This window comes from Curtobacterium sp. MCLR17_032 (genome assembly GCF_003234795.2).
Taxonomy (GTDB): Bacteria; Actinomycetota; Actinomycetes; order Actinomycetales; family Microbacteriaceae; genus Curtobacterium.
Map to the genome: position 1 here is coordinate 33,772 of NZ_CP126268.1, position 12,848 is coordinate 46,619.

A 12,848-nucleotide genomic window follows, 5' to 3' on the forward strand; every position below is an offset into this window, starting at 1 on the left:
AGCGCGCCCGGCTGGCGTTGCGCTGAGGCATACCCCATCACTACTCCCAACGCACCGCACATGCCGCGCGTGTTCTCGCCGGCTCCTAGACTTCAAGCAAGATTAATCGACTAGGGGAGGGGCGATCCATGGCAGAGATGCCTCGACGGCCGCGTAATCATGCACTTGAGACTAAGTCCCGCCGCTTATTCGAAGCCGCGATACCCGACGATTGGGTAGTCACCGAAGCCGGGACGGACTATGGCGTCGACCTTCGCGTGGAGATTTTCGAGGATGGCTCCGCGACGGGACTGCAGTTCAACGTTCAATTGAACGCGACCGACGGGGACACAGGCGATCGATGGCCGATCAAGCGTCAGACCTTGAACTACTGGGAAGCACTTCCCTCCCCGACTTTATTAGCTATAGCTCACGCACCCACCGAGACTGTTAGATATCTGTGGCTGCATCTATATGCTATCCCATCGGCAAGTACCCGGTCAGTAGTGATTAAAACGACAGCCTCGCTGACCGTAGGCAACTCTGCCGAGCTAGCCACAGAAGTACGTGCATTTAAGCTAGCAAGAGAACTGTGGAAACACGTGCCTCTACCCGTCAAGATCGCAGGCGATCGCTTGAACGGCATGAATGCGACTCCCATCAAGCGCGAGATTCGCCGACTTCTGCGAAAGATTCCTTCCCTCGCAATCGCTACCGATAGCGAGACAGGCCTACCATTTGCCTCAGTACAGTTTTTAGGGGACCGAGTCGAGGTAGCTATTAGCGGGACACTGCCTCGCCCACTTAGCTGGGGAGGTATTGACGCTGACGCGCAGCGACTGAACGTTGCTTCCGACATCCTTGCAGCTATCGGTGTAGCAGCTGGGTCACTCGGTGCAGCCGACTTAGGCGCAGCGATGTTTCGGCTTGCGGCCCCGGAATCATGGATGATCGCAGAAACTGTTTCCCTCCCCGACATCATCCGGCTTCTAGCACAGACCGGCAACACTGAATCCATCCTGATACTGGTACGCCGAACCGCCGCCGTAGAGAACCACCCTAGTGCGGAAAAGGTCTTAGGTGCAGTCCTTTTAGCCCTACGAAGCGAAGACCATTAAGAGATCATCGCGAAAGTCGGTTGGACGCTCCGGGATTCTGCCCGGAAATGGGAGCAGCCTGCTCGATCACTCTATAATGCGGCTGGGCTACTGGCATCAGCTGACCCGCTCGAGGCGATCAAGCTCTACGATGCATCTGCCGCCGCAGACCATGCATACCTACAACGAGGGTACTGGTGGTGGGAAAAGGGCCGAGCATACTGGAAGGCCCAAGACGCGACTAACGCGGAAATCTGTTATCGCAAGGCAGTCTCTCTCGACGAAAAGCGGGCAGAGGGCCCGCTCGCAGACGTACTCCTTCGAACTGGCCGTTTTACCGAAGCGAAGACGGTAACTGATTCTGCTGACTTCTTGCAAAGACCCGACCAAGCCCAATGGCGGCTCACGACTCTGATGTTGGACTACGTCGTCGACGATCTGAAGATCGCTGATCAGAACCCGTTGGCCTGGGAAACAACAAGTTTCCAGCCCGGTTCCGATCCGGAACCAGACCTCGACCTGTACGCAAGAGCGGTCAGTTCGCTGCATCGAAACGCCATGGACTGCTGGGCGTACGGCGCAGTATCCACGGCCACTGAGCCTTCGTTTAGGATGAAAGCGTCGATATCCGCCGCAATTTGCTCACTTGAAATTCCGATGCTATGGGTACGAGTTATTGAAGCCGCAATGGAGGATGGCGCATTAGATCAAAATCAAAAGCTGATGATTTTGCAAGACGCGTTATTCTGCGCGTGGGCCTACAGTAACGACGAATTTAAAGAAGCAATCGAAGACGACCCCTTCATTCCAGATCAGTTGAAGCAGTCAATCATCCGTGCTTTTGATGATATCCGTCCGGGAGCGCCAGTTCCGGAGATTAGAGTCTGGAACGATGAGACAGGCGAACAGATTTTCAATTCGGCGGACGAGCAGGCTGTCTATGAGGAGCCGAAGAACTCAGTCTGAGACGTGCCTACCTCTCGCAGAGGCCGTGCTCGCTCATGCAGGTCGTCGGTACTGAAGGTCCTCACCCTTCCGCCCAAGGCTGCATTGAGATCTGCGGCGCCGAGTAGCTCTGAGGCAGGTTCCCAAACGGCAAGCGGGTTGATCGTGCCATCATTCCAAAGTGCGAATATTTCCTGAGGCTTCGCCTTCGGGTCGACGCGGGGATAGGCGCTCACCGTTACCGAAGCTACTTGAGCCCGAGCCGGAGCGGCGTACGTTACATGGGCGTGCCCGATCAGGATCTCAGACCGTCCGAATTGGGTCAAATCGACAAAAAACCGTTTTCTGTCACCGGAGAGCAGCCCTCGATCGCCAATTGAATGTAATCTAGAGCGGCCGTTAGGCTTAGCAACCAACGCGAAAGAAAAACCGATAATCCACGGCCACCGATTGTCGGAAACGCAAAAGTCGCCGGCCCGTTCGAAGGGTTTAACGGGAAGCTCCCACGGACGCACGGCGAAAACAGACAAGAATTGACTACGAGACGTGGTGTGAAGCGGGGGATACTGCACGGATCGAGTTGGCAGCCTAGTTCCAGTTTGCGACACTGAAACAAACCCTGAGTTGTGATAGTGCAGCTTGGGCCGCACCGTTGTGATGGAAGTCAACTTAGCGGATGGGCGCTGGTCGCTCACCAAGCGCCCATACCGCCAATGAGCAAAGGAGATCTCCGCTGGAGTAATGTGAATACCACCGTCTCGGACAAAGCTAAGGGTGGCGATAGGTCGAAATTCTGAGGAAGTAGCGCCTGCTCGTAAAGCGCCAATTCGAATGCCTCTTCGTAGCGGCCGCGGTTTCATGAAGTCATGATAGCAATGTGGGCTCTGGGAGCGGCGGACGCGGCGTTGAAGGCCACAGGTTGCCCGTTCCGCCAAATTGCACGACCTGACATAAGAGGCCACTATCAGCGCGATCGGCAACGGCCGGCTATCCCTCGGGGTCGCCGGCCGTTGCCGTAGGTGGGGGAGTGGCGTCAGTGCGCGGTGTCGTACGCGTCGCGCACGGCTTGGCTGATCCGGCCGCGCGAGGACACTTCGTGGCCATTGGCTGCCGCCCACTCGCGGATCTTGGCGAGTTCTTCGGAGTTGCCACGCTTCGGGGCGCTGCCAGAGGATGCGCGGCCGCTGCGGTTGCCGGTCTTGCGAGCTGCAGCGATGTAGTCGGAGAACGCTTCGCGGAGCTGCTCGGCGTTGTCGTCGGACAGGTCAATCTCGTAGTGACTGCCGTCGAACGAGAACTGAACCGTTTTGCCGCTTCCTTCTTCGATGGTGTCACCGGTGAGGTCGTCGACGAGGTGTGTGGTGACCTTCTGCGCCATGAATGCTCCTATCCGTTGAGGTGGACCCAGTCTGGCACCTCCGCATTCGGAACATGATGCTCAGGCAACGCACGATCCGGACGCGGCTAGAACGGGGGCTGCCCGCTGCGGAGGGGTGGCGACAGGATCGAGGTACTACGCCGGCATCCCGTCGGGGGCAACAGGGAGAAGCTCATCATGCAGTACGTGGTCGTGCAGGTAGTGCTCAAGGAAGAGCTGCTGGGCACTGGCTCTGGGAATCTGACTTCGGTGGAGCGAGTCCTCAACGAGCATGCGGCGAAGGGGTACCGGCTTCACACGATCACGACAACGAGCAGTGGCAGTAAGGGCCTCGGTGGCGGGGACCGAATTCAGGCGACCATGGTGTTCGAAAGCCTGTCTTAAGTGCCGCGCCGCCGGCGCCGGTCGATGAACAAGCCGACGCCGCTGTCGGATCGTCCCGAGGTACAGCGGCACCTGCACCGTGACAACGATGTAACTCGGGATCGTTTGGACGCGTTTGTCACAGATGACGATGCGACCCGGCTGCGGGTGCTCGCTGAGTTGCGCACTCGCTCGGTCGACCAGGAAACGACACTCACGCTGACCCTCCAGGCGGCAGGCATTTCCACAGTCGCGGTCATGCTCGCAGCTGTCCGTCGCGACGTGGTGCCGGCGGCACCTCACGCGGCGGACGGCGTCGTCGGGTATATCGCCTACCTTCTGGCGTGCATCGTCCTGGGGGTGTTCGCTGTGGTGATCGTGCTGCCATCAGTCTGGCGGGCAGTGAAGGGGAACCGAGACACCGCGCGGGCTGCTGTTTGGCTTGCCGCCTATGAAGACGCTCTGGCAGCGGCGCGGTCGCCTCGCCGGAGCCTGTTTCGCCGCCGATGACGTTGGGCGGGGATGGTGTGCCCGTCCGCCTCGATGAGCGATCGGCCATCGAGACAATGGCGCTCACCGCCAGCGACATGCCGAGGCGGCGGAGTTCGTGCGTCCCGGGCGTGCGTCGCTGCACACGACTAGGGCGGGTACCGTAGGCGATCACATGAGCGACCACTCAGGCGGCCACGGAACTACCCCCCTCCGATCAGGGGTTTTCAAAGCACCCCCCAATCGAGGGTAGACGGCAAATTTCCAGGAAACCCTAGGCTGCGTCCGGCGACGGCAAGTAGTGCTGTCTCGTAACTAGGGGGTCTCGTGCGCGTACTGCACCCCCAACGCTCGAAAGCCCGCAGCATCGCTGCTGCGGCGCTCGGCGCGTTGGCTCTTATCAGCTCACTCTTGGTCGCGGCTCCCGCGCAGGCGTTGAGCGACACTGGTACCGGCGGGATCTTCACGCCGACCACCGGACGCATCCTCGACACGTCGAAGGGCACCGGCGGTTTCAGCACGCCGATGGTGGCAGGGACGTACCGCACCATCAAGGTCGCTGGCTTGGCAGGCGTCCCAGATGATGGGTCGGTGGCCGCCGTTTCTCTGAACGCGACGGTTGGTTCGGCACCGGACAACGGCACACTCTTTGGCCGCCCCGATGGCAACACGGCGCGCACCACGATGTTGGTCTACAACAATCTGTCGGGGCAGTACACCTCCAACAGTGCGGTAGTCGCGGTAGGTGCCGATGGCACGATCCAGGTCATGACCGAGACCTCTGCTCGGGTCATCCTCGATGTGCAGGGCTATTACACCGCCAGTGCGGACGGGACCGCCGCCGGTGGCTTCGTGCCTCTCGCGAAGCGCATCGTCGACACGCGAGCCGGCCTTGGAGCCCCGAAGGCGACGCTCGCGCCGGGCGCCAGCGTCGATGTGCAGGTCGGCGGGGCCAACGGGGTACCCGCCAGTGCATCCGGGGCTGTTGTGAGCCTGATCGCGCTCAACACCACCGCTGCCGACGGCTACTTCACGCCGTACGAGACGGGGGCTACGAAGCCTGCGAATTCGCTTCACTACGCGCCGTCCGCAAGCACCTCGATTCAGGCCCAGGTTCCGCTGTCCGCGACCGGCAAGATGACGATCGCCAACTCGTCAACGACAGCAAGCCTGATCGTGGATCTGCAGGGCTACTTCACCGCGAGCGACCAAGACGGCGCTATGTTCACTCCGGCGTCTGGCCGGGCCTATGACACCCGTGCAACGGGAAACACGGCACTGGCCGAGCAGGAGACTCGCTCGATTCAGATCGCTGGCACCGCTGGAGTCCCGACGATGGCTTCCGGCATCAACGCGGTCGTCCTCACACTGATCGTCGCGCACGGCGGCGGGAACGGCTACGCCGAGGCATGGGCTGATGGCACCGCCCGACCCGGAACGTCGGTCGTTAACTTCAACGCAGACGAAATTCAGACGAACACCATCACCGTGCCTCTTGGTGCAAACGGGAAGATCGCCCTGCGAAATGCCGCGAAAGCGACCAACTACGTCATTGACGTGCAGGGTTGGTACGTCAATCCGATCGCGCCGACGGTCAGCTGCCCGTATGGCGATGGCACAACCACTCTTGCTATCCCGACCGCTGACTTCAACTGCACGGTCAAGGCGCCAGCCAACAGCGCTTCCGGGCAGCAGCTCACCACCACTGTTGATGGTGTTGAGGGCGATAGTGCTGCTATGAGCGATGCAGCCGCCACGACGCAGCGCGTCACCGTCCCCGCCCGGGGTGGTGACCACCAGATTCTGGCGCAGGTGCTGAACAATGACGGCTCCGTTGCCACGAGCTCGACAACCACGTTCCACCTCGGCGGCGACTGGGCGACCGAGCCGCTGACGACCCTTCCCGCGGACGGTGCCTACGCCTCGACGAGTACGTGGGTATCTGCCGAGTCGGCAAACGACATCTTCTCGGATGACACCACGGTTGTTTACACGGTGTCAGCAAGTTCGGACGGAAAGTCGAACCCGATCCTGACAAGTGGCCCCGTCGCTGGTGGATACTCCGTCCCGGACGGGGTCCTACAGGATGGTCAGACCTACTACTGGACAGCCGTGGTATCCGGGACCTCGGCGGGAGCGCCGGCCACAGTCGCAACACCTGCGCACCAGTTCGTAGCCACCAGCGCGAAGGTTTCCAACCGATGCGCAGCAGCGTTGCAGACGAAGGCTGTCAACCTCGGAGTAAGCCTAAATCGGGCTGACTACGAGTCAACGTGTGCTGGTGACGACTCGGCGGACCCGAGCGCGACTGGCGACGTTGACGACGAAGTCGGTGCAGACATGACCGACTCGTCGGATAGCAGCGCGACGACTACTGACGCCGCCACTTCGAACGGAGCCGTGTCGCGAGCCGCAAGCGCGCCTCACGCAAAGTTCGGCTCAGTGAGCGGCCACTCCCGAGGATACCTTTGGAAGGAGGTCATGAACGTGAAGTGGTATTACGACGGTGTACACGCATGGTCGAAGAAGGCATATCGCGGAGTAAAGGGATACCAGCGCTGTCACGCCGACGGCTCGTACGCTGTTGGAGCGTCCGTAACCAAGCTTGCCTGCGGAAACTACTCACCCGCCGGGAAGGACCTCTTGTACGAGACTGTCCAAGTGGACTACGCTTTCAAGGGATCGCCGTTCAGCTATGTTCAGTCCTTCCATGCTGCCATTACGAAGACGGGCAAAACCTCTGCCGGATCAGGGGTTGGCTTTTGAGTGACACGCAGGCTCTCGAGTCCCGTAGGGTGATTATTGCCGTTGTTCTCACCTTGCTCGGCGTGGCGCTGGCCACAGCTCTCTTCCCGGGGCTTGGAGCAGTGGCGGCAGTCGGAGGCTTGTTCGTACCCGTCGTGCGCAGAAGTCTACCGGCAACTATAACGGTGGTCATAGCTGGGATTGTTTCCCTGCTTATCTCGGCATTGATATTATTTGCCGTATATGGCCCGATGGATGTGAATTACACTTTCCATTAAGCTACAGGCAACATAAGTCCAATCGAAACTGCCTCCAGTCAAAAGCTGGGGGCAGTTTTGCGCGGTCGCCCGGCGCCATGGGTGCCGCGGCGAAGCGTCCACAAGAGTCAAGGACGGGACTATGCCGAGTGGGGTAGGCCCCCTGACATACACCCATCGCAAGTGGTCTACTTGGAGCATGGATGAGACCCGTCGCCGTGAGCCCCGCTACTAGCTGTGGGTGGCGCTTGGGGTCGGCGTACCATCCGTGACGCTCTCCGTGCTGATGAGCGTGATCCTAGTGACGGGGCGCCTCAGCTACTGAACTGTTCGGTCGGAAGCTTGTGGGCTGGCGAGGGCGTTCTGGCTGCCGGTTGATCTCTTACGATGCTGTGCGGAACTCGATGAGGGTGACGCCCCCGTAGGTGTTCGTTTCGGCCGGGCGGTACCCGTGTCCCAGGATCGCCTGGGTTACCAGTCGCACTTCGGGGCTGTTGGTCTGTCCGACGTACCAGACGACGTCGACGGAGTCGGAGCGTCCGACCGCGGCGCCGACGTCCCCACGGGTCGGCCAGAACCCATCCGCGGGCGGCGCCGGCGTGCGGCCGAGGTCCGTGACGCCCTGCAGTTGTTGCGGGTAGTCCACCCGCAGCTGTGTGGGCGGACGGGCCATGGTGCCGTAGATGATGCCGGCCCGATCGGTCCCGTCGGCCAGACGTTCTGTACGGATCTCGTCTGCGACGGCGTGGAAGTCTGCGGTGACGGGGATCCCCCACCGGACCTGCTTCCACGCGGAAGCTCCGAGCACGAGCAGCAGTACGAGGCCGATGACGGCGACGATCGCCGTCAGTCGGCGGCGCATGAGCGCGTCGAGGCCGGCTGCGACGAGGAGGGAGAGAGCGGGGACGCTCATCGCGAGGTACCGGTCGGTGAACGTCGGCGACACCAGGACCGTCACCACCAGCAGCCCGAGCGGCGGCACCACGAACCACGGAATGAGCAGCCCGAGCGCCGGACGGAGACGACGAGTCCGGAGCATCCACACGATGCCGACGATGGCGAGCAGCCAGCTGATGATCGCTGCAACGGTCGGCCATCGAGGGCTCTGCTGCACCAACGGCAACAGGAACGACGCGTCCCGGAACACGGTGCGGAAACCACTGGACACGGTCGGCGCTTTCAACCAGCCGATCTGTCCGCTCTGACCGGCAGCGAGGACAGCGAACGGGGCAGAGAACACGGCGACGATGACGATGACCCCAAGGCCGATCACGGCTGCTCGGTTGCCGGAACGGCCTCGACGACGCCAAATGAGTAGGACCGTCACGGCGTGTGCGGCGATGAGGAACACGATCCACAGATCCAGCAGCACTCCGGCGTACGCGACCACCGCGTAGCCGGCCCACGCCGCCGCTGCGTGCCACCGCTTCCTCGTCGTGCTCGGATCAACGGCGACAAGGAAAAGCATGGATGCGGCGACTGCGGCCAGCATCTCGAGCGCCTGGGAGCGTCCGTTCGTCGCAGCGAGCAGGACTGCAGGCGTCGCGAGGAACACGACCGCGGCGAGCACTCCTGCCCGAGCGCTGAGCAGTCGGGCACCGAGTGGCACCAGGAGCGCCGCAGCTGCCGCGGCGGCCACGGCTGATGGGACGCGGAGCGCGAGCGGCGAGTAGCCGACCAGATCGAACCAGACATGCAACACCGCGTAGTAGGCGGCGTGCACAACGTCGATGTGGCGCACCAACTCGGCGAGCCCCGCCCAGGAACGCGTTGCCGAGATGACGGAAGCGGACTCGTCAAGCCAGAGGGTGCGCTGGGCGGCCCACGCGACGTTCAGCGCCGCACCGAGTACGAAGACCACGGCCGCTGCCAACCAAACGTTGCGCTGCGGCGTCACACGATCTGCAGCTTGGTGGGACACCGCTGCAGCCTAACGGCGCTGCCACTCCCACCACCGCTGGGGTGTGAGTTGCTGCCCCACTGGCCGCTCCACCCAAGCAGGGATCGAATGCGTTATTGATGCGCGGGAGGCCTCGGAGCTGACCTTGGGCTGGGGCGGCCCGAGGTCTGGCGCGCTGGCGGGTCTCAGAACTGGCACCGTCACCGGACTGGCATACGGACCCCTCTTCTGAGACCCGGCGCGAAGCGCTGCTTCGGGCATGACGAGCGCTCTCGAAAACGGATCCCCTATCGGAACCCTGCCTCCCCCTCCCCCGCTCGCGTCCAGCAGCAACCGACGGTGACCGGTCTGGAGCCGATACTCATCCTTATGTCAGAATTGGGTGAGCTCGCCTGCCGCTGCGGTGCGTCGGCCGATGTGTGCGCCGCACTCTGCGGAAGTGCGCGTCACGGAATCTCGAGGACTCAGAATGCAGCGACGACGAGACCCGCGACGCATCCGAAGATGCCGACGATCGTCATGGCGTTCGCGAACACCAGGGCGGCACCCTCCGTTCGGACGCGCTCAAGTGCCCACGTTGCCAGGACCGTTGCGACGATGGCTACTGGGAACGAGGCGATCCAAGTGACGCCCTGGGTTTGATGAGCAGCCCTGACGTCGGCGGGAAGCGCAGGAAGGACCCCGCGGCCACTCTCGTCGGTTGCTCGGGAGGCAGCATCGATCGGAGCGGTGTGCATGTCATGTATGCCAGGACGTACGCCAGCGCGTGGCCGGCGATGAGGACGAAGGCGATCGAAGGCATGCGCCAGGCGAACATCTGCCCACGTCGGATCTGACTCACGCTTTCAGCCCGCCGCAACCGGGGTCAGTCGCCGGGGAGACCGATCTTCGAGCCGCGCGGGTCGAGGTTGCGGCGTGCGGGGGCATCGACGGCCGGGGCCGGCTCGAGCGCGAGGGCTCGGTGGCGTGCGGCGTCGGACCTCCCGATCCCCGTCACCACGGCGATGAAGGACGCCGACTGCAGCAGCATGAGCATCGGTGGCCAGAACAACACGAGCGGGGAGTCGAGCGAGCCGAGCCCCGACAGCAGCGCCCCCGCCCAGACGAGCGCCCAGGCGATCGGCAGCAGGACGAACCGGGCGGCGAGGGCGACGGACGGGCCGAGGGTGCGCTCGGCCCGGGCGAGGACCTCGTCGCGGTCCTCCGGGAACATCGCCGGAGGACGAACGGCGAACTGCCGGTCGATGCGCTCATCGCGGCGCCAGTCACCGGTCCCGGTCCCGGTGGCGGTGCCTCGGAGGTCGAGATCCCGACGGTCGACCCGGAGGAACACCCCGACCAGGCACCCGAGTGCGGCCGCCAAGCAGACGATCGCCAGGAGGCGCAGGGGCCACGGCCCGTCGAAGATGCCCCAGAGCAGATCGGCGATGACCATGACAACGCCCGAGACGACGGCGACCGTGCCGGTCACGACGGTCCGGCGTCGGAGCCGCGCCGGGTCGAGGAACTCCGACCGCCGTGTGCGGGCGATGCGCCAACCGGTCGAGAACGCGTTGCGCATGCCGTCATCCTGCTCCCTCGCCGGGGAACACGGAACGGCCGACCCTGCAGGAGGGCCGGCCGTTCCGGTGGTGGGGCTGCGGCTACTCGCCGGCGGTCAGGACCGCGGCGGCCGGGTCGAAGTCCTCCGGCAGCGGCGGGATCGCGTCGACGGACGACGTGATCTCGACGGCGGAACCCGACTCGGCGGCGTCGCGGATGCCGAGCAGCACGTCCAGGACGTGCAGGGCCACGGCACCGGAGGCGCGTTCCGGTCGGTCCTCGGCGATCGCGCGGGCGAGCTCCACGACCCCGGTGCCACGGCCCCAGGTGGAACCGACGGCGGGCAGGGTCTCGGGCTCGTCGTGCCCGTAGCGCCAGAGGGTCGACTCGCCCTCGAACGTGTTCGGGTCCGGCAGCGAGATGGTGCCGAGGGTGCCGTTGATCTCGACGAAGCCCATCCGCGGCAGAGCGTGCTGGAACGAGAACGTCGACTGGGCGGACTGCCCGCCGGCGAACTCGATGAGCGCTGCGTGGTGCGTCGGGACCTCGACGGGGAAGGTCTCGCCGGCACGGTCACCAGAGGCGATCGTGCGGCGGTCGAGCGACTTCGACGAGACGGCCTGCACGCGCGAAGCGGTGCCGAACGCGTGCACGAGCGTGGTCACGTAGTACGGGCCCATGTCGAACAGGGGGCCGGCACCGGTGGCGAACAGGAAGTCCGGGTTCGGGTGCCACGCCTCGGGTCCGGGCACGTGGAACAGCGTCGTCGCGGTGAGCGGCTCGCCGATGTCCCCGCGCGCGATGGCCCGGAGCGCCGTCTGGATGCCCGCGCCGAGCACGGTGTCCGGAGCGGTCGCGACGCGGAGGCCCTTCGCCTGCGCCGACGCCAGCACGGCCGCGGCCGAGTCGTGGTCGGTGGCAATCGGCTTCTCGCTCCACACGTGCTTGCCGGCGTCGATGATCTGCTGGTCGACCTCGGCGTGCACGGCGGGGATCGTCAGGTTGATGACGATCTGCACGTCGTCACGGGCCAGGAGCTCGTCGACGCTGCCGGAACCGGCGACGCCGTACTTCTCGGCCTGGGCGGCGGCCCGGTCGAGCAGCACGTCGGCGACGAAGCGGACCTCGACGTCGGCGAACTGGGTCAGGTTCTCGAGGTACTGCGTGGAGATGTTCCCCGCGCCGATGATGCCGATGCCGGTGCGGCTCACTTGTCGTTGTCCTTCAGCCAGGTGAGGGACTCGGTGATGCCCTCGAAGACGTCGCCCTTGTACGCGTCGAACTCGACGACGCGGATGGCCTGCGGCGCCGCGGCGAGGATGCCCGCCACGTCGACGTCGCCCTGGCCGGCCGGGGTCTGGTTCTCGAAGGCACGCTGCAGGGCCTCGGGCACGATGAGGGCGCTCTCGGACGAGGGCAGTGCGGTGCGGATGTCACCGTCGACCTTGCCGTCCTTGACGTGGATGGCGACGACGCGGTCGCCGAGGCCACGGAGCACGGCGGCGGCGTCCGCGCCACCGACGGTCGCCCAGAAGGTGTCGACCTCGAGGACGGTCTCCGGCGCGAGCTGCTCGACGAACAGGTCGTAGACCGTGCGGCCGTCGACCTTGTTCGTGAACTCCCACTGGTGGTTGTGGTACCCGAACTGCAGGCCACGGGACGCGGCCTCGGCGGTGAGGACGTTGACGCGCTCGGCGATCTTCGCGACGTCGTCCGCGGTCTGCCAGCGGTCGGTCGGGATGAACGGGTCGATGACGGTGTGGATGCCGAGGCGCTCCGCAGCGTCCCAGATCGGGGCGGTGTCGTCGGCGTCGATCACGGCGACGTGGCCGGAGGGGGCCTTCAGGCCGGTGGCCGCGAACGCACGCTCGAGGTCGGTGGCGCGCTCGACGAACGCGTAGGGCTCGACGTTCTCGTAGCCGATCTCGCGGACCCGGGCGATGGCCTGGTCGAGGTCTTCGGCGATCGCGTCGCGCAGTGAGTACAGCTGCACAGAGGTGGTGGGCATTGCAGAGGCTCCTTCGATCCTGACGTGGTGTGCGGCCGACGGAGACACTGCTCCACGGCGAGACGATCCGACGCTACCGCAGAAACCACCCGCTGTGTAGTTTTCATCCCCGTGTGACGTGATCCGTGCCTCCCGGACCGTCGTA

General features: G+C 64.0%; 10 protein-coding genes and 1 pseudogene. 6 read left to right on the forward strand and 5 right to left on the reverse strand.

Annotated elements, in window-relative coordinates; translation table 11 throughout:
* The first annotated feature begins 137 nt into the window (after positions 1-137).
* The 3 genes and pseudogenes from DEI97_RS17690 (at position 138) to DEI97_RS00165 (ending at position 2,042) form a co-directional block, all read left to right on the forward strand.
* Positions 138-1,097: a DUF4365 domain-containing protein gene (locus tag DEI97_RS17690; RefSeq protein ID WP_349814974.1), complete on the forward strand. Its 960-nt coding sequence runs from the start codon at positions 138-140 to the stop codon at positions 1,095-1,097.
* 117 nt (positions 1,098-1,214) lie between these two features.
* A pseudogene (locus DEI97_RS17695) lies at positions 1,215-1,352 on the forward strand (hypothetical protein); the annotation flags it as partial.
* Positions 1,353-1,490: 138 nt separating this feature from the next.
* The gene (locus DEI97_RS00165; protein WP_258376731.1) at positions 1,491-2,042 is read left to right on the forward strand and encodes a hypothetical protein; all 552 of its coding nucleotides are present in this window, start codon (positions 1,491-1,493) and stop codon (positions 2,040-2,042) included.
* A 1,012-nt stretch (positions 2,043-3,054) separates the two neighbouring features.
* Here DEI97_RS00165 and DEI97_RS00170 read toward each other — a convergent pair.
* On the reverse strand, positions 3,055-3,399 hold the full coding sequence (locus tag DEI97_RS00170; protein WP_111075340.1) for a histone-like nucleoid-structuring protein Lsr2: 345 nt from the start codon (positions 3,397-3,399) through the stop codon (positions 3,055-3,057).
* Between the two features lie 177 nt (positions 3,400-3,576).
* On the opposite strand from DEI97_RS00170, the gene DEI97_RS00175 reads away from it, so the two are divergent.
* The 3 genes from DEI97_RS00175 (at position 3,577) to DEI97_RS00185 (ending at position 7,017) form a co-directional block, all read left to right on the forward strand.
* Complete coding sequence (locus DEI97_RS00175; RefSeq protein WP_111075341.1) at positions 3,577-3,783, forward strand: DUF4177 domain-containing protein; 207 nt, start codon at positions 3,577-3,579, stop codon at positions 3,781-3,783.
* A 24-nt stretch (positions 3,784-3,807) separates the two neighbouring features.
* Positions 3,808-4,272: a hypothetical protein gene (locus DEI97_RS00180; RefSeq protein ID WP_146248163.1), complete on the forward strand. Its 465-nt coding sequence runs from the start codon at positions 3,808-3,810 to the stop codon at positions 4,270-4,272.
* A gap of 306 nt (positions 4,273-4,578) precedes the next feature.
* Positions 4,579-7,017 (forward strand): hypothetical protein, encoded by a 2,439-nt coding sequence (locus DEI97_RS00185; RefSeq protein ID WP_111075343.1) that lies wholly within the window; start codon positions 4,579-4,581, stop codon positions 7,015-7,017.
* A 618-nt stretch (positions 7,018-7,635) separates the two neighbouring features.
* On the opposite strand, the gene DEI97_RS00190 is transcribed toward DEI97_RS00185, so the two are convergent.
* From DEI97_RS00190 to DEI97_RS00205, 4 genes are all read right to left on the reverse strand, one after another.
* Positions 7,636-9,174, reverse strand: a complete 1,539-nt coding sequence (locus tag DEI97_RS00190; RefSeq protein WP_111075344.1) for a glycosyltransferase family 39 protein — start codon at positions 9,172-9,174, stop codon at positions 7,636-7,638.
* Between the two features lie 844 nt (positions 9,175-10,018).
* Entirely contained in the window at positions 10,019-10,714 is a 696-nt protein-coding gene (locus DEI97_RS00195) for a hypothetical protein (RefSeq protein ID WP_111075346.1), read from the reverse strand.
* A gap of 82 nt (positions 10,715-10,796) precedes the next feature.
* Positions 10,797-11,906: a Gfo/Idh/MocA family protein gene (locus DEI97_RS00200; RefSeq protein ID WP_111075347.1), complete on the reverse strand. Its 1,110-nt coding sequence runs from the start codon at positions 11,904-11,906 to the stop codon at positions 10,797-10,799.
* Positions 11,903-12,703: a sugar phosphate isomerase/epimerase family protein gene (locus DEI97_RS00205; RefSeq protein ID WP_181439288.1), complete on the reverse strand. Its 801-nt coding sequence runs from the start codon at positions 12,701-12,703 to the stop codon at positions 11,903-11,905. The genes DEI97_RS00200 and DEI97_RS00205 overlap by 4 nt, the downstream gene beginning before the upstream one ends.
* Between the last annotated feature and the right edge of the window lie 145 nt (positions 12,704-12,848).